We start from the raw sequence: 23943 nt of genomic DNA on the forward strand, positions 1-23943 counted from the left end.
CTTAGCAGCGAGAAACGATAGCCTCAGCACATGACGACGGTCGTCGCTTGGGAACGCCAAGCAGGGGAACTTTCCGAACTCATAGTCGCCAGCGATAGCCGACTGAGCGGAGGAGAAGCATGGGACGCATGCGCCAAAATCTTTGATATTGGCCGCTCGGACGCGGTATTCGCGTTCGCTGGCGACACTTGGCGCGCGCTACCTCTAGTACTACAAGCTGTCGCCACGACTCGCTCTTACGAAGGCTCCGCCTTGAAGACCTTGGATCTTCCTCAATTTGCTGGTCACCTTGAGCGAGTACTAAATACCGTCCTTGCTCAAGCGACAGGAACAGCTTCGAAGGAGCCGCCAGGCTGTGAGTTTCTCCTCGCAGGTTGGTCTTGGACCTTGAACGACTTTTTTATTTATCGGTATTCGTTCGACCGGAAGAATTGGCGTTTCACTGCTAACGCGGTATCAAAACGGCTGCCCGGAAGCATCAAAGCGGCCGGCCGAGGGAGGCAGTACCTAGCGATAGGAGATGGAGCCACTGGCCTCACTGGCTCATTAGCGAAGGCATACAACAGCGGAAGCATCGCCGGAGCCTTGGACTATCATCCCCTGGAGTACCTGTATCTCCAAACGATCGATCCGGCGTGGACCTCCGTAGGAGGCCCTGTACAGGCCGCGAAGATTTATCGATCGATCCGAGTTGAACACCTCACTGTCGAAGTTGACTCTCAACGCTCGCTCTCAGGACGACCGCTACTCCCGTACGAGCGGACGAATCTGAGGTGCTTGGTACGTTCCGCCGGAAAGTGGTCCGTGGAGGCTTGAACTGATCAGACTAAGTATCAGGTGTGAATCGGATACTAGGGTCCAATAGCGTCCACGCCGATAACCCGACGTATCTCGCCAGCTAACGCTGCGTTGTCTCTCAGCGCCACACGAGCGGCGCCCTGATAATCGGCCGGGGACAGGAATCCGAGAGACCGCGCAACTTGGGAGCGAAGCGAGGTATCTCGCACTGGTAGGAGGCAAACGAGCCGATCTAGGTCCTCGCGGTCTGCGGCCGCTTCCAACTCAGCGAGTATTTCCGGATAGGGAGACTCGAATCTAATCTCGACAAAGGATTCACCAGTATCGAGGTCGTCCGGGATAGAATCCACAGCACGGCGACGTATAGCGGCTACAGCCAGCTTCTTAGCGAGACGTTCTAAAGTCCCTTCCGCGGTGAGCGCTTGCAACGCTGCCCCAAGAGCAGAGGAACTGGTCTCTTCAGGATCTTTCCCAAGGGTCGCGGCATGCGACCGCGCTACAGCATCTATAAGAGCAGGCAAGAAGTAAACGTTCTCTACCTCGCTGACTCCTAGGGCGACGATGCCCCTCTTTGCCAGCGACGCCCGTTCTTCATCTGAGCGCGCGTCTCCGTCAACGAGGCCGCGCGCGTTGACCCAATGCAATGAAGGATTATCCCCTAACCCTCTGACGTTCCGCACTACCTGATCCGCACCGCCAGATGGCTGAATCTCCCAATTTGGCAGGAGTGCACGATAGAGCTCGGCATCTAGGCTCGAGGCGACGCCTTCCGTAAATAAAATATCCTTACGGCCACCGAGGATCGCCCTCCTTGCAGCGTCCGGTAACGCCTCATCAGCTTCGATCCTACGCAGATCCCAGCCCGTTGCATCTCCGGCCGTCCACTCGGTTTTGGCCAAACTGAAGGTATTTCCGGGATGCACGGACAGCGCATCAGCTAGTTCTAGATCGTGCGTGACCACGACAAAATGACAGTCTGTCCGCTCGTTTAGAATCGCCCTGATCAGACCAGATGACACCGATCGATGCAAATGGCGCTCCGGTTCATCGATGATTTGGATAGATGACTTCCGCGCGACAAGGACTTCGCATGCCAGAAGTACGGCACTCTTTTCACCATCGGACATCTGAAAAATTGGGTACCGCGCACCGGAGATATTCACAACGTCGAACGTCTGTGCCTCGGGATTGACCTCAAGAACTACTGCAAGACCAGAGGCAATTAGTATGTCGTTCAACCTGGCCAGCGGAGGCTTGCCTAGCTCTTGAGAGACGACTTCAGTCGACGCCCCATTGACGAAGAGCTCAGTAGCGCGAGCGTTATAGGCGTTCACCGCCCCCAGCACATCGAAGAGAACAATATTGGTGCGCTGTGCGTCAGCGTTGTCGACGTAGCGTGAGTCAGGCGTGGACGACCAGTAGTCGATATTCGTTTGGTAAGTGACTCGATCAGCTGCTGTGATCGCAGGGCCGGCGGCTTGAAACCAGAGCTTGCGATGGGCAATGACCCTCGAGACTTTGACAGAGTCACTGTGGTTACTTAGCCAGAAACCGAGAGAAGACTTACCAGAGCCGTTTGCGCCCACGATGGTCGTGTGCTGACCAGCTACCGCCTGGATGGGCGTCATTTGACTCCCCGGGAGGCCCGGAACGCGCCACTCGAGGAGTACCTTCGTCGCAATCTCGGTCACTTTTTCTCCGTACCTTGTTGCTTAAGCTGCGATCGCACGGTTCGACCAAGTTCACCCGATCCGCCTCGTCGGCGGGAGCTCGACACGAGCAATCTCGTCGACTCGCGCTTCTTGGGGAGCGGGGAGGAACGATGGGCATCCCAGGCTGACAATGATATATGTTCGAAGTTCTGTTTGGGCCGATCCACGTAGTAAAAACTCTGAGGGACTGATTGACGATCTAAAGCAGAAAGGGAGTGCGGCTCGTCGTAACGAATCGCTTTCTCAACCAGCAGCGCAACAGCGTGACCGGAGTTGGCGTAGTAGCTGTCGAAGTCGATCGCATCAATCAGACCAGCCCGACCGTACTTCGCCCAGATCGCCGCTGGCTCATCTACATCCGTTCTCTTCAGACTAAACTCCCCAATTACTTGCTGTACTGGAGCTGTCGCGTAGATGAGTACCGTAGTAATGTCGTCGGCGAGCTTCCGCTTTCGGAATTCGACGAGCTTCTCCCCGTCCAAGATTGCGTAGGCGTAGCGGGGGTGGATTGCCATGACCGCTACGCGCTCAGTTGCTGCAGTGCCCATGCTCGTCCTTCTTCTGATGCTGCTTTCGTGATCGCCTGAGGAGCACCATTGAGCACTCGCATCTCGATGAGTTCGTCGAGAGTCCACGGTTCCGTCAGGAAGCGGTCCTGGCGGAACAGGACCGCGATGACGCCACTGTGACACATGCCAGCGACTTCTTCCGCGCTGTAGACCGTACGTCGCCCGACGAAGGCGAGCACCTCGGAGGGATCCGAGCTGCGCACAGTGCGTTCGACGACGCCGATCGCGCGCACTGCCCCGCTGCCCGACTTGTCTCCAGCGGACCGGTAGAAGAGGAGCACGGCTCCCGCGGGGAGTGCTCGTCGCTTGGAGTTGCTGAGATACGCCTTCCGTAGTGCGTTGCCGAACGGGAGGAGCTCGGCGATCTCGAACAGGGCGGCTGCGTCAGGTTCCTCGGCGGGGCTATCCGGGAAGAGCCCGCCGTACCAGTGCGGTTGTATCGGCACGACGAATACATCCGCGTGTGGAGCGATCGCTGGTGGCCCGTACTTCACATGGTAAGCGAGAGGATCGATCTCAGTGCCGGATTCGGGCTGCAGCGTCTTCTCGAACACCCACTCATTCTCCTCATCGGGCAGCTGACCAGCCTCCTCGAACCCGAACGTTTCAAGGAAGCGAACGAGGAGTTGCTTCGCTTCGTCCTTGATCACTGTGACGAACATGGCCTCGACCCGCTTCGTTGCGGCCCAGCCGAGTACCGTCTTTAGGAGCAACTCGCCGAGCTTCTCTCCTTCAGCTCGTTCGTCGACCTTGAAGGTGGAGATCTTCATCAGCTTCCGATTGGGGACGAGCGGGTGGTCATCGGAGAGCTTGACGATCGCGATCGCGCGGTAGCCGCCGTCAGCATCCTCGACGGTCCAGACGCGACGATTCGGGTCGGGTGCGACTGTCTTGCGGATCCACTGATCGAATTCGGCGTAGTCACGTCGCAGGGAGTCGAAGATCGGCTCGTCGAGCCTGAGTTCGGCTGCCATCCGGCGGTGCACCTGCGGCGGTGCTGCCGGATCCTCCGGGTACAAGGTCTGGAGAAGTGTTAGTGCTTCTGCGGGTCGAAGGACCTGTTCCTCGAGATCAGCACGGGCAGCACGACGGAGGAGTCGGCGGTCGTTCGTGACGAGGTGCGTTGCCGCTCCTGCAGCGGCGGCGGCGAGTAGTCGCAGATCTCGATGATCATTTGACCCGTCGACGACGCTGCCAAACGCATCGCGCAGATCGTCAGGTATCGGTGGCTCGCCGATCAGCTCGTACTTCCGTAGCGCCCGGAGGTTCGCGCTGCGGTGTCCCTCGTCTGCGGTCTCGCGGAGGTCGTCGAAGTTAGCCGGGTGGACGACGACGTGGTGATTGTGTTCGCGCGCGAGGCGGAGCAGGTCGGCAAGGGCCGGGCTCTGCTCGTCGTCGGAGCCTGCGTACGGTTCCAGCGCAATCACCGCGTTGGTGTCGAGCAGGAAGGTGAGTAGCGGCGGCGCAGCCATGATCGAAGCCCATTCGTGAGGTCAATCTGACGCTAGTCGAAAGCGAGCCTTCCTTGTGACAGATGCGGGGGGTGTCGGAACTGCTTCTTGATCGTGCGTTCGGACTCGCGTCAGGGCAAGCGAAGCGAGGACTGCTCTGCCGGAAGGTGTTCAAGCCAGTCGATCGGCGCGCAACGATTTCCTGTCGGTGGTGGGAAGGCCGCGACCGCCCACCGCACGTGTCGCACCGGCCGGCCCAGCTCGACGGCGAGGGCCTTCAGTGAAGGCGCGTTCATCCTGAGGCGGTCGTGGAGCATTTCGAGGTCGATGTCGCGCAGTTCATGGCCGAGGCTGGCACCGGGGTGCGCGAAGCGTGGAGGACTCCAGGTGACAAGCGGCGAGTTAGCCGGCATCGACGGGTGGGGTGGTGCAGTGACGGTAAGCCAGGCGCTGAGGTACGTGTCGATCGCGGCTTTGAGCTCCGCGGTCATTTGGAGAAGGAACTCGGTGTAGTTCGCCGCGTCGGGGACGTGGCCTCGGAACCGCAGCCGGGCGGGCAATGCCGAGGGTGCCGTGGCGGTGATGCGCATGTATGCGTAGCGCTGAGCGTTGAGGTGGCGGCGGGATCGGCCTGCGTCGTGACCCACGGATGCGCAGATGAGCTGCCAGTGGGCTCTTTCCAGGAGCCGTGACGTATCGAGCTGCCGCCGCTGGAGATAGTCGATGGGTCCCGGAGTAGCTCTCAGGGCAAGGGCGAGCTCAGTGAGTTGGCGCAATATCGATGTGGTCTGCGTTGGGGTACCGAGCATGCTGGGGCGCAGTTTCCGGCCGATCCCGGCGATCGCCTCGTAGTCCGGGAGGGCCCCGGTCCCGGCGATACGGAGGGCCTCAGCGAGCGCGTGTTGCAGCGTGATGCCATCTGTTCTGGGGTCGATGCCGAGGGGTGCGGCCCATGATGGCCACAGCAGCGGCGGTATGGCGGACGCCGCCCAGGTGACGCTGGTGGGTGAGTCGGCGGCGTTCATCAGGGCGACGAACGATTCAGGGTGCGCGTCGGGCGCTTCCCATCCCGCTCGGCGGATGAGTTCGAAGCCTTCCCATGCGGCTGCTGAAGCTGCGGAACCGTGTACGAGGCGCTGAATTGGGCTGAGGTCGTTGTCGAGACTACGGATCACTCGGCTGCGCCTCAGCGAGTCGATGCCTGGCCAGGCGTCGAGGAAGTTCCGGGCGCTCCACGGTGCGGGCGCTTCTTTGTCGGTGCGAGCCGATCGGTCGTAGGTGAGCTGTCGGATCGTCGGGGCGACCGTCAGCTCGTCATCCGTGATGAGTCGGTACGCCGCTCCGAGGAGCGCGCCCATCGCGAGGGGTTCCTTGGGCGGAGAGGTGCCGATGCGGACGCTGTAATCGAACAGCCCCTGAAGTTCAGATTCGTCGACGCCGGACAGCTTGGAGATGGTGTCATGGTGACCCGCCGACAGGAGCGCGATCGCGGCGCCTCGGAACGTCGCGGCGGGGATGTTCGGGCTATCGTAGGTCCCGGGACGCCAGTGGCGTGAGATCGCTCGTTGAGCGAGGAGCATGGAAGAGTCTGCCGTCAGCGCTCCTCGCGCCATGTCTGTGCGAGCGGATGGCGGCAGTAGTCACTCTCACTGTAGAGGGCCCAGCACAGGGATGGGTCGCGACACTCGGTCTCGCGAGGAGATGCTTCGACGATCGGTTGATGGCAGGCGGGGCACGAGTCGTGGAGGACGGCGTTGTGTCGTTCGCAGACGAAGCACCACCACAGCCGCCACTCGGTATAGAACACACCGGGCCGCTCAAGCAGGCACGTTGGGCAGTAGCGGGTGCCGCCGCCTCGCGTCCAATTCTTCGATTGCGCGAAGGTGCCGTTCACGCGGAAGGGACTGCTGCAGGTTTCGTTGACTCGTTTGTTTAGGCCGCGAGTGCGACCTGTGGGTTGATGATCGTCTCGTACTCGATCGGGGTCAACTTCCCCAGACCTCGTTGCCGCCGTTTCCGGTGGTAGGTCGCTTCGATCCAGGTGATGATCGCGAGCCGGAGCTCTTCCCGAGTCGCCCAGCGTCTCCGGTTGAGGACGTTCTTCTGCAGGAGCGCGAAGAACGATTCCATCGCAGCGTTGTCCGCGCACGCGCCGACCCGCCCCATCGATCCGAGCAGCCCGGCGTCCGATAGCGCCCGGACGAACTTCTTCGACCGGAACTGACTACCCCGATCCGAGTGGACGACCGTCCCTGACGGATTCCGGCGGGAGATCGCCATCCGCAGGGCCGCGACGGCGAGCGAGGACCGCATGCGATCGCCGATTGAGTAACCCACGATCCGGCGCGAGCAGGCGTCCTTGATCGCGCAGAGGTAGAGCTTGCCCTCACCAGTCGGGTGCTCAGTGATATCGGTCAGCCAGAGCTTGTCGAGGTCTGGCGCCGTGAACGCACGCCGGACCCGGTCGTCGTGCACCGGCGGCCCGGCCTTCCGGTTCAGGCCACGCTTCTTCGCGTGCAGCGACCACAGCCGCTGCTGTGAACACAGCCGCCACACCCGCCGTTCCGAAACCCGGTGGCCGGCAGCATGAAGGTCGTCGATGAACCGGTACCCGAACGTTGGGTCGTCGCGGTGCGCATCGATCGCTGCGTTGGTCAGGTGCGCGTCGTCCCAGTCGCGCTCAGTCACCGGATCAGCACGCCACCGATAGAAGGCCTGCTTCGAGAAGCCCAGCACCCGGCAGGCCACCGCGACCGGGATCCGGTCTGCGGCGAGTTCGAGGACCAGCGGGTACATCATTTTGGGAGATGCGCCTGCGACAGATACGCGGCCGCCCGGCGGAGGATCTCGTTCTCCTGCTCGAGGAGCCGGATCCGTCTCTGCGCGTCCCGCAGCTCCGCCTGCTCCACCGCTTTCACCGACGGCACCGCCGCGACACCGACGCCATCATCACGGTCCGCGAGCCGCAACCAGCGGGCCAGGCAGGACTCGGACACACCAAAGTCCTTCGCGACCTGCCGCACCGACGTCTCACCCTTCCGGGCGACCGCGATCACATCACGGCGGAACTCTTCCGGATACGCCTTCACCATGGCGCACATCCTTCCAGCAGGAGCCAACGCCCCTACCTGTCAGGAGTCAACCAAACCTGCAGCAGTCCCATCCGATCATCGGGTCACCGTCCGCCTTGCAGATGGTCAGTCTCACAGGAAGGGACCATCTCCTAGGCGGAGAGACCATCTAGCTGGGACACCGACAACAGAAGCCGCCTACTGCGGCATGTCAACGAACCGCGAGAACATCCCGTGGAACGCCACGGTGATGGTGTCCGTCGGTCCGTTACGGTGCTTCGCCACGATCAGGTCCGCCTCACCCTGACGCGGGTTGTCCTTCTCGTACGCCGACTCGCGGTGCAGCAGGATGACCATGTCGGCGTCCTGCTCGATGGAGCCGGACTCACGAAGGTCGGAGATCGCCGGCTTCTTGTCGGCACGCTGCTCCGGACCACGGTTCAGCTGCGACAGTGCGATGACGGGGACCTGGAGCTCCTTGGCCATCAGCTTCAGGGCACGCGAGAACTCGGAGACCTCTTGCTGGCGGCTCTCGACCTTCTTGCCCGAGGTCATCAGCTGCAGGTAGTCGATGACCACGAGCTTCAGGTTGTGCTGCTGCTTGAGTCGACGGCACTTGGCACGGATCTCGACGAGCGTCATGTTGGGGGAGTCGTCGATGAAGAACGGGGCGTCGTTGATGCGACCGCGGGTCTGCGCAATGGTGGTCCAGTCGCGAGAGTCCACGGTGCCCTTGCGCATGTTCTGCAGGGGCACGCTGGTCTCGGCGGACAGCAGACGCATCGCGATCTCGGCGCGGCCCATCTCGAGCGAGAAGAAGGCGGCGGTCTGGTCGTGCTTGATCGCGGCGGCACGGCACAGGTCGAGTGCGAGCGTCGACTTACCCAGGGCGGGTCGGGCGGCGACGATGATGAGCTGTCCGGGGTGGAACCCGTTCGTCAGGCCGTCGAGCTGCGCGAACCCGGTCGGCACGCCGGTCATCTGGCCGTCGCGGCCCTTGGCGGCCTCGATCTCGTCGAGCGCGGCTGAGATGGCATCGGTCAGCGGGACGTAGTCCTCGGTCTGCACACCACCGGCGACGTTGTAGACCTCGGCCTGCGCGCTGTTGACGAGGTCGGTGACCTCACCCTCCGACGCGTAACCCATCTGGACGATGCGGGTGCCGGCGTCGACCAGGCGACGCAGCACGGCCTTCTCGGCGACGATGCCGGCGTAGTAGCCGGCGTTCGCGGCGGTCGGCACCATGCTCGTGACGCTGTGCAGGTACTCGGCGCCCCCGGCACGGGACAGCAGACCGGTCTTGGTCAGCTCGTCGGTGACGGCGATGACGTCGGTGGGTTCACCGTGCGAGTAGAGCGACAGGATCGCGTCGAAGATGACCTCGTGCTTGGGGACGTAGAAGTCCACACCGCGGGCGGTCTCGATGACGTCGGCGACGGCGTCCTTCGACAGGAGCATGCCACCGATGGTCGACTGCTCCGCGAGCATGTCGTGCGGCGGGGTGCGTTCCATGCCGCGCTCCGCGTAGTCCTGCGGTGCGGGCTCAAGATGTGCGATCGACACACGCTCTCCTCTGTTGACGACACGGACCTGAACCGGCGGGACAGCACCCACCGGCGGGAACCCGCACCCCTGTTTCTACCCTCGGCGACCGACATCCCCGAGTCGCTGGCCCAAGCTACGGCCCCGGAGTTATCCCCAACAAACGGCCCTGTGGATAACTCTGTGGAGAGGCTGCGGAACACGCCGGAACGCTGTGTGGAGAACTGTGGACGAGCCTGTGGAAAAAGCGGTGTGCGAACACACTTTCGACCGCTTGACCTGGGGTTTCCTGGTGCACACCGTGTGTGGAAAAGTGGGATTCAAGTACCCCTTGAAGGTTCCGATTTGACACGTTTCCACTGTGTAAAACGACTTGACAAGCACCCCTCCTGTGGGGAGAGTTCTCGGCCTGTTCCCAGCCAGCGCGACCCCGTCTGAACCGTAACCAGCCAGCCCGAGTCGAGCCGCGCCTCCAGGCCCGTGACCATGTCGGCGACAGCCGTAGGACAAGCCGCGCGACCGCCCCCGGAACGCAACGACGGGCGGGCCTCCCGGAGGAGACCCGCCCGTCGTGGAGCGGAACGTCAGTGCTACTTGGCAGCGACGACCTTGAGCGAGATCACGGCAGTGATGTCCTCGCGCAGGCGCACGGTGGCCTCGTGGTCACCGACGGTCTTGATGGTCGCGGGGACCTCGACCTTGCGCTTGTCGAGCGAGCCGACGCCCTGCGCCTGGACGGCGTCAGCGACGTCGCCCGGACGGACGGAGCCGAACAGACGACCGTCCTTGCCGGCCTTGACCGACAGGGTGATGGTCGCGTTCTCGAGCTTCATCTTGAGGTCCTGTGCCTCTTCGATGGTGGCGAGCTCGCGCGCAGTACGCGCGGCACGGATCGACTCGACCTGCTTCTCGCCGCCCTTGGACCACGCGACAGCGAAGCCCTGGGGGATGAGGTAGTTGCGGGCGTAGCCGTTCTTGACGTCGACGACGTCACCAGCGGAACCGAGGCCGGAGACCTCGTGGGTGAGGATGAGCTTCGACATGTGTCGACCTCCGATCAGCGGCCGGAGCCGGCGTAGGGGAGGAGCGCCATCTCACGGGCGTTCTTCACGGCACGGGCGATGAGGCGCTGCTCCTGGACGGAGACGCCGGTGATGCGACGGGCGCGGATCTTTCCACGCTCCGAGATGAACTTGCGAAGGGTCGCGACGTCCTTGTAGTCGATGACGCCGACCTTGATCGACTTCGCGGGAGCAGCGTTCTTGCCGCCCTTGCCGCGAGGCTTCCGGCGGTCGCCGGTGCTCTTTCCAGCCATAGTGATTTGTCCTTAGAAGAAAAGTTGTGTGTCCGTCGGAACCGGGAGGATCAGAACGGGGTCTCGTCGTCGAAGTTGCCGCCGGGGGTGCTCCACACGTCGTTCGACTGTGCGTTGCCGCCACCCTGCTGGCCGCCCTGGGGAGACCAGGGCGCGTCCGACTGACCGCCACCGTTGTTGTTCCAGTTGCCGCCGCCGTTGCCCGCGGGGGCGTTGCCGCCGCCGCCGACCTGGCCACGACCGCCGCCACTGCCACCCGCTGCACGGGTGATCTGTGCGGTCGCGTAGCGAAGCGACGGGCCGATCTCGTCGACCTCGAGCTCGATGCTCGTGCGCTGCTGGCCCTCACGGTCCTGGTAGGAACGCTGACGCAGACGACCCTGCGCGATGACGCGCGAGCCCTTCGTCAGCGACCCCGCCACGTGCTCGGCGAACTCGCGCCACACACTCGCGCGGAGGAACAGCGCATCGCCGTCCTTCCACTCGTTCGCCTGACGGTCGAACGTGCGAGGGGTCGACGCGATGGTGAAGTTCGCCACGGCGAGCCCGTTCTGCGTGTAACGCAGCTCGGGGTCCGCGGTGAGGTTGCCCACCACCGTGATGACGGTTTCGCCGGCCACGGGTTACTCGGCGCTCGCGGTCGCGGTTGCGGAGGCGTTGGCGGCCTTGCGGGCCGCACGAGCCTCGTCACGCTGCTTCTGGGCGGCGACCTGCGCGATGCCCTCTTCAGCGCGGAGGACCTTCGTGCGGAGCACGGCCTCGGAGAGACCGAGCTGACGGTCGAGCTCCTTGGCGGCCTCGGACGTCGACGTGAAGTCGACGACGGCGTAGATGCCCTCGGACTTCTTCGCGATCTCGTAAGCGAGCCGGCGACGGCCCCAGACGTCCACGTTGTCGACGGTGCCACCCGCGTTGCGGATCACGGCCAGGAACTTGTCCAGGCTGGGAGCGACGGTGCGCTCATCGATCTCGGGGTCGAGGATCGCCATCAGTTCGTACTGGTGCATGCGGAACCCACCTCCTCTGGTCTCAGCGGCCCCGGGCGGTTCCCGGGGCAGGAGGGTTGATGCATGTGCCCCAGACCACGTAGGTGCGCGAGGGGCAACCTGGGTAGCCTACCGGACTGCCTGGAGGCGCGCCACCGGCCTGTGGACAGCGGTTCCGCCCGTCAGGCGGTCGCGTCTCAGGCGCTGTTGTCTCAGGCGCCGGTGTCGCCTCGGGCGCCCCACCACTCGCGCAGGCGCTCCTCGGCCGTCTCCGGCCCGAGGGGTCCTTCGTCCATCCGGGCCTCGAGCAGGAACCGGTAGGCCTCGCCCACGGCACGCCCCGGCGGGATGTCGAGGATCCGCATGATGTCGTCGCCGGTCAGGTCCGGACGGATCGACTCCAGCTCCTCCTGCTCGGAGAGGGTCTTGATGCGGTCCTCGAGGTCGTCGTAGGCGAACGCCAGCCGGTCGGCCTTGCGGCGGTTGCGGGTGGTGACGTCCGACCGGGTGAGCTCGTGCAGCCGTTCGAGCTGGGGTCCGGCGTCACGGACGTAACGGCGGACGGCGGAGTCGGTCCAGGCGCCCTCGGTGTACCCGAAGAAGCGCAGGTGCAGCTCGATCAGGCGGGACACCGCGGCGATGGTGTCGTTGTCGAAGCGGAGCGCACGGAGTCGCTTCTTCGCCATCTTCGAACCGACCAGGTCGTGGTGGTGGAAGCTCACGGCGCCGCCGGGCTCGAGCTTGCGCGTCGCGGGCTTGCCGATGTCGTGCAGCAGCGCCGCGAGCCGGAGCACGGTGTCCGGGGGATCGCCGGCGTGCCGTTCGGCCTCGTACCCGATGGCCTGCTCGAGCACGGTGAGCGAGTGCTCGTAGACGTCCTTGTGGTGGTGGTGCTCGTCGACCTCGAGCCGCATCTCGGGCAGCTCCGGCAGGAACCGCTCGGCGAGCCCGGTGTCGACGAGCAGCCGGAGGCCGGGGACCGGGTCGTCCGTGTTGAGCAGCTTGACGAGCTCGTCGCGGACCCGCTCGGCGGACACGATGTCGATCGACGCGACGAGCTCCTGCATCGCGGCCCGCACGTCGTCGTCGACGGTGAAACCGAGCTGTGAGGTGAACCGTGCGGCGCGCATCATCCGCAGGGGGTCGTCGCGGAACGAGACGACCGCGGTCTGGGGCGTCCGGAGCCGTGCGGCGAGCAGGTCCTCGACGCCGCCGTGCACGTCGACGAGCTCGCGAGCCGGCAGTCGCAGGGCCATCGCGTTGACGGTGAAGTCGCGACGGAGCAGGTCGTCCTCGATGGTGTCGCCGAACGCGACCTCGGGCTTGCGGGTCTCGCCGTCGTAGACGTCGCTGCGGTACGTGGTGATCTCGACCTGCTCGCCGGCGACCCGTGCGGCTATGGTGCCGAACTGGCGACCGACGTCCCAGGTGGCGCTCGCGATGGGTTCGACGATCCGCAGGATGTCGTCCGGCCGCGCGTCGGTGGTGAAGTCCAGATCGGTCACCGGACGGCCGAGGAACGCGTCACGGACGGGGCCGCCGACGAGGGCGAGTTCGTGTCCGGCGTCGGCGAAGGCCCGAGCGAGGAGGTCGACGGGCTCGGTGGTGGCGAGTGCGTCGAGTCGTTCGACGGCCTGGGCAACGGACTGCATGACGGTGCTCATCCTCCCAGATCGAGGCCCGAGTTCTCCACGAGCCGCGCGCGCACGGGACCTGTTCATGGTCGCGCCTCATACACTCGTGCTCGGCCCGAACCGACCCCGTGGCCCGCTCCCCGTATGCAGATGCTCCGCACCACGCTCGCCGCAGCCGCGTCGACCCTCGTCGCGCTCGGCCTGGTCGTCGCGCCCGTCACCACCGATCACGCCTCGGCCGCCACGGTGTCCGCGGCCAAGAGCCACGTCGCCGACCCGGCCGCCGCCGACGCAGGCAAGGCGACCATCTCGATCGCCCCGGCGAACCGCGGCGTCGTCGAGCGCGACCAGGACCTCACCCTGTCGGTCACCGTCACGAACGACACCGACACGGCCCTGCCGGCCGGCACCGCGGAGTTCGACATCTTCCGCTCGGTGAGCACGCGCGATGTCCTGGCGAGCTGGCTCAGCGACACCACCACAACCGGTTACCTCGGCGCCCCGATGGACTCGGTGGACATCCCGGCGATCCCGGCGCACCGTTCGATCACCATCGACTCGGTCGACATCGTCTCCGGCAACGTCGCGCTCGGCGGGTACTCCTCGTTCGGCGCCCGCCGCATCGCTGCCGAGTACACGGCGGGCGACGCCTTCGCCGTCGACCGCTCCGCGATCACCTGGTACCCGGACTTCGAACAGGCCCCGGTCAGCGTCTCCGTCGCGATGCCGGTCACGGTGCCCAAGTCGACCGACGGCGTCCTCACCGCCCCGGTGCTGGCCGCCGCGACCTCGGTGGACGGCACCCTCACGCAGCAGCTCGACGCGGCCGAGGACCACAACGTCGCCGTGGCCGTCGACCCTCGGATCATCGCCTCGATCCGGATCCTCGGCGACAACGCACCGTCGAGCGCGACCACCTGGCTGCAGCGTCTCGAAGCACTGCGCAACGAGACCTTCGCGCTGCCCTACGCCGACGCTGACGTCACCGGCCTCCGTCAGGCCGGATCCGACGGCATCCTGTCGCCGATCTCCCTCGACCAGTCCGTCGAGTCCGAGAACTTCCCCGGCGCCGAGACCCCGGCCCCGACACCGACGGCCACGCCGGGGCAGACCTCGTCCCCGGCGCCCACCGAGGCCTCGAGCGACGGCGCCACGACCGGCGACGCTGCCGACCAGGCGCAGGAGACCCTGCCGACCACGGAGTCCCTGCTCGACTTCCCGTACTCGATGGACTCGATCGCCTGGCCGACCGAGGGAACCGTGTCCTCCGCCGACCTGCCCGCGCTCGAGCGTGCCGGCACGAAGACCACCATCGTCTCGAGCGGCAACACCTCGGCCGGCGCGGACACCACCATCACGGCGTCCGAGAAGATCGGCGACGACCACGTGCTCGTCTCCGACCAGTCGATGTCGTCGATGCTCCGCCGAGCCGCGGCCGCCACCGACCGGCAGACCTTCTCGTCGGCGATGTCCGAGCTCACCGCGACGTTGGCCACCTCGGCCCGAGCCGCCACCGCCACGGGCCCGATCCTGCTGACCCTCGGGCGCGAGTGGCCGTCCGACTCCACGCGGCTCAGCCAGGCGCTGGACGCCCTCGAGAGCACCGCCTGGGTCGCCCCGGCCGACCTCTCCACCGCTTCGGAGGCCGTCGCCGGATCGCTCACGCTCGCCAGCGCGTCCACAGGCGAGGCCCGCATCGACCAGCTCCGGCGACTCGTGCGCGGAGAACAGGGGCTCTCCGCGTTCGCGACGGTCCTCGGCGACCCGAACCAGCTCACCGCCCCGGCCCGGCTCCGTCTGCTCGCGCTCGCCTCGAACGCGTGGCGCGACGACGACCAGGGGTTCGCCGCCGCGGTCGACGCCCGCACGGCCGCCTGGGCGAAGAGCACCACCGAGGTCGGCATCGTCGACTCGAGCAGCCTCACCCTGCTCGGCGACCGGTCGTCCCTGCCGGTGTCCATCCGCAACAGCTCCGACTACCCGGTCACGGTGCACCTGTCCGTGCAGCCGTCCAACTCGGCGCTGCGGGTCGTCCGCAACGACATCGTCGTCGAGATCCAGCCCGACTCCTCCACCCGCGCCACCGTCCCCGTGCAGTCGGTCGCGAACGGCAAGGTCGAGCTGACGATGTCGCTCTCGAGTCCGACCGGCGTCGCCGTGGCCCAGCCCGCGACCGTCGAGCTGAACGTGCAGGCCCAGTGGGAGACGGTCATCACCGCGGTCGCGGCGATCGCCCTGATCGGCATCTTCGGCTTCGGCATCTTCCGCAGCATCCGCAAGCGCATCCGCCGCCGCAACGGCGAGCTCGACGACGAGGACGACGACGACCCGAACCGCCCCCTGGCGGTCCAGCCGACGGTCGGGGGCGCGCAGGCGGCCACCACCCGGCCTGGAGGCACGGATCACCCCTCCGGAGCGGCCCCCACTCCCAGCGCGGCCGCGTCCACTGCCGGGGCGGCAACCGCAGCGCCGACCGCGGCGGTGGACCAGGGCCCCCTGCAGGACGCCATCGCGCGCGCCGGAGCCGAGCCGGGCCTCCCGTCCGACGCCGCACGCAACACCGTCGCGGACGACCGCGACCCCGAGGAGCCGACCATCAGCGCCAGCCAGCCCCAGCCCGACGTCGACGCCGAGCCGGTCGCCGAGCGCAGCCTCGGCCGGGCGAGCGCGATGCTCGCCGCCGGCACGATGGTGAGCCGCATCCTCGGCTTCGCGAAGACCTTCGTGCTGGCGTACGCGATCGGGCAGAATGCGAGCCCCTCGGCCAACGCCTTCGCCGTCGCGAACCAGCTGCCGAACAACATCTACGCGCTCATCGCGGGCGGTCTGCTGTCGGCCGTGCTCATCCCGCAGATCGTCCGCGCGATGAAGACCGGCACGGACGGCGGGCAGGCGTACGTCAACAAGATCGTGACGCTCGGTGGTTCCGTCTTCATCGTCATCACGATCGTGGCGACGGCACTCGCGCCGCTCCTCGTGCGGCTGTACACGACGTCGTCCGACAGCCGAGGTCCGGCCGCCACCGACCTCGCCATCGCCTTCGCCTTCTGGTGCCTCCCGCAGATCCTCTTCTACGCGATGTACTCCCTGCTCGGCGAGGTCCTCAACGCGAAGCAGGTCTTCGGGCCGTTCACGTGGGCACCACTGCTGAACAACGTCATCGCGATCGCCGGCCTCATCGTCTTCATCGCGCTGTTCGGCAGCGGGCACAGTGACGTCGGTGAGTGGACGCCGGTCAAGATCGCGGTCCTCGCGGGCAGCGCGTCCCTCGGCGTCTTCGCCCAGGCGGCGTTCCTGCCGTTCTTCTGGAAGCGCGCCGGCCTGTCGTTCCGACCGGACTTCCGCTGGCGCGGGGTCGGTCTCAAGTCCACGGGCACCGCCGCCGGCTGGCTCTTCGCGATGATCCTCGTGACCCAGATCGCCGGGATCGTGCAGTCTGCGGTCGCCTGGAAGGGTCAGGACGACGGGCCCGGCAACGCCGTGCTCGGCAACGCGTGGCTCATCTTCATGCTCCCGCACTCGATCATCACGGTCTCCATCGCGACGGCGTACTTCACCCGCATGAGCCACGACGCCGAACGTGGCGACCTCGACGCCGTCCGCCGCAACCTGTCGCTGTCCCTGCGCATCGTCGGGCTCTTCACCGTCTTCGCCTCGGTCGCGCTGATCGTCGTCGCCGTCCCGTTCGGCCGCCTGTACGAGGGCACGTTCGAAAGCGCCCTGCAGGTCGGCGCCGTGCTCGTCGCCTACATGCCCGGACTCGTCCTGTTCAGCATGCTGTTCGTGATCCAGCGGGTCTTCTGGGCGATGCACGACCACCGGACGCCGTTCCTGATGCAGTGCATCCAGTCGGTGCTGTTCGTCATCGGAGCCCTGGCGGTGTCGACGTTCCCCACCTCGGTCATCGGCATCGGGGTCGCCGCCTGCACCACCATCGCGGGGTCGGCGCAGACGATCGTCGCACTCGTGCTCGTCCGCAAGCGGCTCGGCAGCATCGAGGGACCGGTCATCACCCGGTCGCACGTCCAGTTCGTGATCGCCGCGCTGATCTCGGGCGTCGTCGGGCTCCTCGTCGTGAACTTCTTCGGCGCGTTCTCAGAGGCCGGGTTCGCGATGTCCGACCGCACCGGTGCCCTCATCACGATCATCCTCACCGGCGCCGTGATGGTGGCCGTGTACTTCGGAGCCCTCGTCGTCGCGAAGAACGGTGAGATCGGCAACGCCGTCCGGATGCTCCGCAGCAAGCTCGGCCGCTGATCCCTGCCGGACGCCGCACGCTCACGGGCCGTGTGGAATGCCTCGCCGGTACGATGGGTTGACCCGGTCAGACGCAACGGAAGGGCAATCAGGCATGCGCCAGCTCATCATCATCGGTTCCGGCCCGGCCGGGTTCACCGCCGGCATCTACGCAGCGCGCGCAGAGCTCAAGCCGCTCATCGTCGCCTCCAGTGTCGAGACGGGCGGTGAACTCACCAAGACGACCGAGGTCGAGAACTTCCCCGGCTTCCCCGAGGGGATCCAGGGCCCCGACCTCATGATCAAGATGCAGGAACAGGCCGAGAAGTTCGGCGCCGAGGTCCTGTACGACGACGCCGTCTCCGTCGACCTCACCGGCAAGGTCAAGAAGGTCACGGTCGGTTCCGGCGAGACGTACGAGGCCCTCGCGGTGATCTACGCCACCGGCTCGGCCTACCGTCACCTCGGCCTCCCCGACGAAGAGCGCCTGTCCGGCCACGGTGTCTCGTGGTGCGCGACCTGCGACGGCTTCTTCTTCCGACAGAAGAACATCGCCGTCGTCGGCGGTGGCGACTCCGCGATGGAAGAGGCGACGTTCCTCACCCGCTTCGCCGACAAGGTGACGGTCATCCACCGCAAGGACTCCCTGCGTGCGTCGAAGATCATGCAGGACCGTGCGATGAACGACCCGAAGATCGAGTTCGCGTGGAACAAGGAAGTCACCGGCATCACCGGTGACTCCGCGGTCGAGGGCGTCACGCTCAAGGACACCGTGACGGGCGAGGAGTCCGAGCTCGCGCTGGACGGCCTGTTCATCGCGATCGGCAACGACCCGCGCACGCACCTGATCCACGGCCAGATCGACATCGCGCCCGAGGGCACGATCGCCGTCCAGGGCCGCTCGTCGAAGACCAACCTGCCGGGTGTCTTCGCCGCCGGTGACGTCATCGACCCGACCTACCGTCAGGCCATCACGGCTGCGGGTTCGGGCACGGTCGCCGCGCTCGACGCCGAGAAGTACCTCGCCGAGCTCGACGACGCACTGACGGACGAGGCCGAGGGCGTCGGTCCGACCGAGCCCGCCATGGTCGACGTCATCGCCGCACGGGCCTGACCCGCCTCGGAATACCACGACGGCATCGCCGTTGTACCCCCTGAACGACTTCTCGAAGGAGCACACATGTCCAACGCCAAGGCTGTCACCGACGCCACCTTCTCGGACGAGGTCCTCAAGTCCGACAAGACGATCCTCGTCGACTTCTGGGCCGAGTGGTGTGGCCCGTGTCGCGCGGTCTCGCCGATCCTCGACCAGATCGCCGAAGAGCACGCCGGCAAGATCGAGATCGTGAAGCTCAACGTGGACGACAACCCCCAGTCGGCCATGAACTACCAGATCACGTCGATCCCGGCGATGAAGGTCTTCAAGGGCGGCGAGGTCGTCAAGACCGTCATCGGCGCCAAGCCGAAGCCCGCGCTCGAGGCCGACCTCGCCGAGTTCCTCGCGTAGGTCGCCCCACCCGAACGGCCCCGCCCTCCCCGGAGGGCGGGGCCGTTCTCGTCCGGAGCCACCGGATGACGATCGGCTCCGTCGCCGAACCCTGGTTCCCCGGGCTGATGTCGTAGTGTGGCGGGAATGTCCCACTGAACGGAGCACTCGATGACGAACGGCAACAGCCTCGACCCCTGGTACGACTCCTACGCCCAGCGCACCGCCGGGCTGAGCGCCTCCGAGGTCCGAGCCCTGTTCGCCGTCGCCTCGCGCCCCGAAGTGGTCTCGCTGGCCGGCGGCATGCCGTTCGTCTCAGCGCTGCCCAGAGAGCTCGTCACGGGCTCCCTGGACCGTGTCATGAACGAGGACGCCGCCATGGCGCTCCAGTACGGCGGCGGACAGGGTCTGCGGTCCCTCCGTGAGCACATCGTGGACGTCATGAGCCTCGAGGGCATCCGTGCCAGCGCCGAGGACGTCGTGGTCACCACGGGCTCGCAGCACGCCCTCGACCTCGTCACACGGCTGTTCATCGATCCGGGCGACGTCGTGCTCGCCGAGTCGCCGTCGTACGTCGGCGCGATCGGCGTCTTCCGGTCGTACCAGGCCGAGACGGTGCACGTGACGACGGACGAGTTCGGTCTCGTCCCCGAGGCGCTGCGCGAGGCGATCGCGAACCTCCGCACCCAGGGCAAGCGGATCAAGTTCCTCTACACGATCCCGAACTTCCACAACCCGGCCGGCGTCACGATGAGCCGTGAGCGCCGCATCGAGGTGCTCGACATCTGCCGGTCGAACAACATCCTCGTGCTCGAGGACAACCCGTACGGGCTCCTGTGGTTCGACGAGCCGGCACCGCAGGCGATCCGATCGATCGACGAAGAGGGCGTGGTGTACCTCGGCTCCTTCTCGAAGACCCTCGCACCCGGCTTCCGCGTCGGCTGGGCCCTCGCGCCGCACGCCATCCGCGAGAAGCTCGTGCTCGCCAACGAGTCGGCCGTACTCGCGCCGAACTCCTTCGGCCAGTACGTCGTGAACGCGTACCTCGACGCCGCGGACTGGAAGGGTCAGGTCGACACGTTCCGGGGCATCTACGCCGAGCGCCGTGACGCCATGCTGTCCGCGCTGGGGGAGTTCCTGCCCGACCTGTCCTGGACGAAGCCGAACGGTGGCTTCTTCGTGTGGCTGACCCTGCCCGAGTCGCTCGACTCCAAGGGCATGCTGCCGCGCGCCGTCAAGGAGCTCGTGGCGTACACCCCGGGGACGGCCTTCTACGCCGACGGACGCGGAGGCGGACACATCCGTCTGTCGTTCTGCTACCCCACGCCGGAGCAGATCCGGGTGGGTGTCAAGCGTCTGGCCAACGTCGTCAACGACGAACTCGAACTGATCGAGACGTTCGGCCCGGCGACCCGCCCGAACACCGTGGTCCGACAGACGTCTTCCGTCAGCGCACCGCCGCCGAACATCTCCTGATCAGCGCTTTTCCTCAGTGCTGCTCGCACAGCACCGCAGTTCCACATCGGAGGACCCCGCATGGCCGAGCTCACCCGTCGTCACGTCGTCGTCGTAGCCGGAGGCATCTCGCACGAGCGCGACGTCTCCCTCCGCTCCGGCCGTCGGGTCGCCGACTCACTGACCGGCTACGGCTGGCAGGTCGACCTGCGTGACGCTGACGCGATGCTCCTGCCGGCTCTCACCGAATCACGCCCGGACGTCGTGTGGCCGGCACTGCACGGCGCCTCCGGTGAGGACGGGGCCCTGCGGGGCATCCTGGAGGCCGTGGACATCCCGTTCGTCGGCTCACGTTCGACGTCGGCTCGGTTGGCATGGGACAAGCCCACGGCGTCAGCTCTGGTCGCCCGCGCCGGCGTCCGCACCCCTCGTTCGGTGACGCTCTCCCACGACGTCTTCCGCGAGCTCGGTGCCGTCGGAGTCCTCGAGGCCATCGCGACCGAGCACCCGGTGCCGCTCGCCGTGAAGCCGGCTCGAGGCGGAAGCGCACAGGGCGTGACCCTGGTCGACGACGTCAAGGACCTGCCCCGGGCCATGGTGACGGCGTACACGTACTGCGACGACGTCGTGGTCGAGCAGCTCATCCGCGGCACCGAGGTCGCCGTGGGGATCATCGACACCGGAGACGGCCCTGTTGCGCTCTCCGCCGTGGAGATCGTGCCGCGGAACGGCATCTACGGGTTCGAGGCGCGCTACAACGCGGGGGAGACGACCTTCTACACGCCCGCGCGACTCTCGGACGAGTTCGCCGGAGCAGCCGCGGAGGCAGCGGTCGCCGCGCACGCAGCACTGGGACTCCGGCACCTGTCACGCGTCGACCTGATCATCGACGGGGCCGGGACGCCCTGGTTCCTCGAGGCCAACGTGCTCCCCGGGCTCACCGAGACGTCATTGCTCCCGCAGGCGCTGTCCGCGTCCGGTTTCGACCTCGGCTGGACCTACGCCGAGCTCGCTGAGCAGGCCATCCGGGACCACCGCGCCTGACCCCGGCTGCCGATGTTCCACGTGGAACACCGGCACCTCGTGTCCCGCCTGCTCGGTGGGCGAGCTTCGATGTTCCACGTGGAACGTCGCTTCACCCGCCGAGGCAGTGTCCATCGAGCAGACGGACTCGCGGTGCGTCTCCGCCACGTTCCACCGACACAGCACCAGGTGCCAGAGGCCCGGGCTCTTCCGCGACGGGTCGACCAAACCGATCGCACCGCCCTCGATGAGGCGATCACGCACCGTCCACGAGCGAGGTGTCCCCCCGGACTCGGCGATGGCCTGCCAAGGCGCCAAGGCGTCCTCGAAGTCGATGCCGACTGCCTCCAAGGCGTTCACATCGCGCAGGGCGACGATGCCGGACGCCTCGAGGTCGATCGCGACGATCTCCACCGCCTCAGGCCGGACGTCATTTTGGATGATCATCGCGGCACGGACTCCGACAACTGAGGAGCTGCGGTACAACGTGGGCTGGTGCGCGCTCGAGTACCGGCCCGACGACCGTGATCCCGCTACAGCGAAGTCGCGGAACCTCGGATCAACAGCCCGGTAGAACGTCCCTCGGACCACTGGCACGAAGGCCGAACCGCTGTTCCACCATCTCACCTGAGGCAGACTGCGATCGCGGCTGTTGCAACCCCGCCCGGTCGAGCTGCGGACTCGCTGGAGCCACCGAAACGACCGGCCCACGTTCGCACCCGGCCTGGCCGTTACAGGGGCTCAAACGGGCGCACAGGGGCGCACAGCGATAGGTTCAGCCCTCGAGGTCCTGCACGCCGAGCTCCCCGAGGATCCGGTTGAGGTCATCGCCGTTCGCGAAGTCGATCGTGACGGAACTCTTGCGAGCGCCGACCGCGATCTTCACCCGCGTGTTCAGGCGATCGCCGAGCCGCTCAGCGAGATCGTTGAAGTGCGCCTGGCGCTTGGACGGCTCGGCCTTCGGCTTCGCCGGCGGAGTCTTGGCGGAGAGCTGCTGGGCGATCGCCTCAGCAGCACGGACGGACAGGTCCTCGTTGACGATCTTCTCGGCCAGGTACTCCATCGCCTCCGCGTCCGGAGCGGCGAGGATGGCACGAGCATGTCCGGCAGAGAGCACGCCTGCAGCGACCCGCCGTTGCACGGGGGAGGGGAGCCGCAGGAGTCGGATCGTGTTCGTGATCTGCGGGCGCGATCGGCCGATGCGCTGTCCGAGCTGTTCCTGGGTGATCCCGAAGTCCGCGAGGAGCTGCTGGTACGCAGAGGCCTCCTCGAGGGGGTTGAGCTGCGCCCGGTGGAGGTTCTCCAACAGAGCGTCGCGCAGCATCGCGTCGTCGGGGGTGTCCTTCACGATCGCCGGGATCGTGCTCAGGCCGAGTTCCTTCGTGGCACGCAGACGACGCTCACCCATGATGAGCTCGTACTGCGGCTCGGTACCCGTAGCGCCGGGGATGGGCCGGACGACGATGGGCTGCAGCACGCCGATCTCACGGATCGAGTGGACGAGCTCCTGGAGCTCCTCCTCGCGGAACTCCTTTCGCGGCTGCTGCGCGTTCGGGATCACGTCGAGCGGATTGAGGTTCGCGAGTCGGGCTCCCGGTACGGCCACCAACTCGTCGGCCGTCGGAGCGGATGCCGGCGAGCCACCGGTCGGGAAGAACACGTCGACGGGACGGTCCTGCTGATCGGTTGCGGTCGGGATCAGGGCGCCGATGCCTCGGCCGAGTCCGGTTCGCTTCGGTGCCATCAGTGCTTCGCTCCTCGTGCTGCGATCTCGGCGGCCGCTTCCAGGTAGGACAGCGACCCGGTGGAGTTCACGTCGTAGGCGACGACGCTCTGGCCGTAGCTCGGTGCTTCGCTCACGCGGACGGAGCGGGGAATCATGGCCTTGAGCACCTGGTCACCGAAGTGCTCACGGACGTCGTTCGCCACCTGGTTCGACAGGTTCGTCCGGCTGTCGTACATGGTCAGCAGGATCGTCGAGACACGGAGGTTCGGGTTGAGGTGCCGCTCGATCAGTTCGATGTTCCGCAGCAGCTGGCTCAGACCCTCGAGCGCGTAGTACTCGCACTGGATCGGGATGAGTACCTCTTGTGCGGCAACGAACGCGTTGATGGTCAGCAGACCCAACGACGGCGGGCAGTCGATGAAGACGTAGTGGTACGGCTCATCCAGGGACTGAAGGTACATGTCGAGCGCCGTCCGGAGCCGCTGTTCACGGGCCACCAGTGACACGAGTTCGATCTCGGCGCCGGCGAGGTGAATCGTTGCCGGCACGCACCAGAGCGTGTCCGACTCGGGGGAGGTCTGCACGGTGTCGGCCATCGGTGCCTCATCGACGATCACGTCGTAGATGCTCGCGACCTCCGCCTGGTGGTCCACGCCGAGCGCCGTCGAGGCGTTGCCCTGCGGGTCCAGGTCGATCACCAGCACACGAGCTCCACCATGTGCGAGACCCGCTGCCAGGTTGACCGTCGTCGTCGTCTTGCCGACGCCACCCTTCTGGTTCGAGACGGTGATGATCCGTGTCTCAGAAGGCAGCGGGAACTGTTGCGTGGCGATCGCACGTCGGCGCCGGTTCAGGTCGGCGATCTCGCGAGCGAGCGGTGTCGACGCGTCGTAGTCGGTCGATGAACTCAACGAGTGCCTCTTCCCCGGTTCGATGTTT

General features: G+C 66.2%; 20 protein-coding genes. 5 read left to right on the forward strand and 15 right to left on the reverse strand.

Going from position 1 to position 23943, the window contains the following annotated elements:
- Nucleotides 1-851 precede the first annotated feature (851 nt).
- From DEJ30_RS15995 to DEJ30_RS16050, 12 genes are all read right to left on the reverse strand, one after another.
- Nucleotides 852-2426: an AAA family ATPase gene (locus tag DEJ30_RS15995; protein ID WP_146238626.1), complete on the reverse strand. Its 1575-nt coding sequence runs from the start codon at nucleotides 2424-2426 to the stop codon at nucleotides 852-854.
- A gap of 59 nt (nucleotides 2427-2485) precedes the next feature.
- Nucleotides 2486-3058 carry an ASCH domain protein gene (locus DEJ30_RS17960; RefSeq protein WP_146238627.1) on the reverse strand — a complete coding sequence of 191 codons (573 nt, stop codon included), beginning with the start codon at nucleotides 3056-3058 and terminating at the stop codon, nucleotides 2486-2488.
- Nucleotides 3031-4551: a hypothetical protein gene (locus DEJ30_RS16000; RefSeq protein ID WP_146238628.1), complete on the reverse strand. Its 1521-nt coding sequence runs from the start codon at nucleotides 4549-4551 to the stop codon at nucleotides 3031-3033. The genes DEJ30_RS17960 and DEJ30_RS16000 overlap by 28 nt, the downstream gene beginning before the upstream one ends.
- A gap of 110 nt (nucleotides 4552-4661) precedes the next feature.
- Entirely contained in the window at nucleotides 4662-6110 is a 1449-nt protein-coding gene (locus DEJ30_RS16010) for a hypothetical protein (RefSeq protein WP_110862688.1), read from the reverse strand.
- A gap of 14 nt (nucleotides 6111-6124) precedes the next feature.
- Complete coding sequence (locus DEJ30_RS18685) at nucleotides 6125-6424, reverse strand: TniQ family protein (protein ID WP_181420183.1); 300 nt, start codon at nucleotides 6422-6424, stop codon at nucleotides 6125-6127.
- 38 nt (nucleotides 6425-6462) lie between these two features.
- A protein-coding gene (locus DEJ30_RS16020; RefSeq protein WP_110862689.1) for an IS3 family transposase occupies nucleotides 6463-7622 on the reverse strand; the annotation gives its coding sequence in 2 pieces (ribosomal slippage) (nucleotides 6463-7343 and nucleotides 7343-7622; 1161 coding nt in all).
- A 177-nt stretch (nucleotides 7623-7799) separates the two neighbouring features.
- The gene (gene dnaB / locus DEJ30_RS16025) at nucleotides 7800-9164 is read right to left on the reverse strand and encodes a replicative DNA helicase (protein ID WP_031260130.1); all 1365 of its coding nucleotides are present in this window, start codon (nucleotides 9162-9164) and stop codon (nucleotides 7800-7802) included.
- Between the two features lie 569 nt (nucleotides 9165-9733).
- On the reverse strand, nucleotides 9734-10186 hold the full coding sequence (gene rplI / locus DEJ30_RS16030; protein ID WP_027466901.1) for a 50S ribosomal protein L9: 453 nt from the start codon (nucleotides 10184-10186) through the stop codon (nucleotides 9734-9736).
- A gap of 14 nt (nucleotides 10187-10200) precedes the next feature.
- Entirely contained in the window at nucleotides 10201-10458 is a 258-nt protein-coding gene (gene rpsR, locus DEJ30_RS16035) for a 30S ribosomal protein S18 (protein WP_017887834.1), read from the reverse strand.
- A gap of 50 nt (nucleotides 10459-10508) precedes the next feature.
- Nucleotides 10509-11078, reverse strand: a complete 570-nt coding sequence (locus DEJ30_RS16040) for a single-stranded DNA-binding protein (protein ID WP_110862690.1) — start codon at nucleotides 11076-11078, stop codon at nucleotides 10509-10511.
- Nucleotides 11079-11081: 3 nt separating this feature from the next.
- Nucleotides 11082-11465 carry a 30S ribosomal protein S6 gene (gene rpsF, locus DEJ30_RS16045; RefSeq protein WP_110862691.1) on the reverse strand — a complete coding sequence of 128 codons (384 nt, stop codon included), beginning with the start codon at nucleotides 11463-11465 and terminating at the stop codon, nucleotides 11082-11084.
- Nucleotides 11466-11656: 191 nt separating this feature from the next.
- Nucleotides 11657-13096, reverse strand: coding sequence for a CCA tRNA nucleotidyltransferase (locus DEJ30_RS16050; RefSeq protein ID WP_110862704.1), 1440 nt, complete (start codon nucleotides 13094-13096; stop codon nucleotides 11657-11659).
- Between the two features lie 126 nt (nucleotides 13097-13222).
- On the opposite strand from DEJ30_RS16050, the gene DEJ30_RS18400 reads away from it, so the two are divergent.
- The 5 genes from DEJ30_RS18400 (at nucleotide 13223) to DEJ30_RS16075 (ending at nucleotide 21299) form a co-directional block, all read left to right on the forward strand.
- Nucleotides 13223-17335 carry a DUF6049 family protein gene (locus DEJ30_RS18400; protein ID WP_220032973.1) on the forward strand — a complete coding sequence of 1371 codons (4113 nt, stop codon included), beginning with the start codon at nucleotides 13223-13225 and terminating at the stop codon, nucleotides 17333-17335.
- 94 nt (nucleotides 17336-17429) lie between these two features.
- Complete coding sequence (trxB, locus tag DEJ30_RS16060; protein WP_110862692.1) at nucleotides 17430-18428, forward strand: thioredoxin-disulfide reductase; 999 nt, start codon at nucleotides 17430-17432, stop codon at nucleotides 18426-18428.
- 66 nt (nucleotides 18429-18494) lie between these two features.
- Nucleotides 18495-18821, forward strand: coding sequence for a thioredoxin (gene trxA / locus DEJ30_RS16065; protein ID WP_017887828.1), 327 nt, complete (start codon nucleotides 18495-18497; stop codon nucleotides 18819-18821).
- Between the two features lie 150 nt (nucleotides 18822-18971).
- Nucleotides 18972-20276, forward strand: a complete 1305-nt coding sequence (locus DEJ30_RS16070; protein WP_110862693.1) for a PLP-dependent aminotransferase family protein — start codon at nucleotides 18972-18974, stop codon at nucleotides 20274-20276.
- A gap of 60 nt (nucleotides 20277-20336) precedes the next feature.
- The gene (locus DEJ30_RS16075) at nucleotides 20337-21299 is read left to right on the forward strand and encodes a D-alanine--D-alanine ligase (protein WP_110862694.1); all 963 of its coding nucleotides are present in this window, start codon (nucleotides 20337-20339) and stop codon (nucleotides 21297-21299) included.
- Here DEJ30_RS16075 and DEJ30_RS16080 read toward each other — a convergent pair.
- From DEJ30_RS16080 to DEJ30_RS16090, 3 genes are all read right to left on the reverse strand, one after another.
- Entirely contained in the window at nucleotides 21204-21989 is a 786-nt protein-coding gene (locus tag DEJ30_RS16080) for an RES domain-containing protein (RefSeq protein ID WP_309146775.1), read from the reverse strand. The genes DEJ30_RS16075 and DEJ30_RS16080 overlap by 96 nt on opposite strands.
- Nucleotides 21990-22053: 64 nt before the next feature.
- Nucleotides 22054-23022 (reverse strand): ParB/RepB/Spo0J family partition protein, encoded by a 969-nt coding sequence (locus DEJ30_RS16085; RefSeq protein ID WP_110862696.1) that lies wholly within the window; start codon nucleotides 23020-23022, stop codon nucleotides 22054-22056.
- Nucleotides 23022-23915, reverse strand: coding sequence for a ParA family protein (locus DEJ30_RS16090; RefSeq protein WP_309146776.1), 894 nt, complete (start codon nucleotides 23913-23915; stop codon nucleotides 23022-23024). Before DEJ30_RS16090 ends, DEJ30_RS16085 begins: the two co-directional genes overlap by 1 nt.
- Nucleotides 23916-23943 lie beyond the last annotated feature (28 nt).

This window comes from Curtobacterium sp. MCPF17_003 (genome assembly GCF_003224385.1).
Classification (GTDB): Bacteria; Actinomycetota; Actinomycetes; order Actinomycetales; family Microbacteriaceae; genus Curtobacterium; species Curtobacterium flaccumfaciens.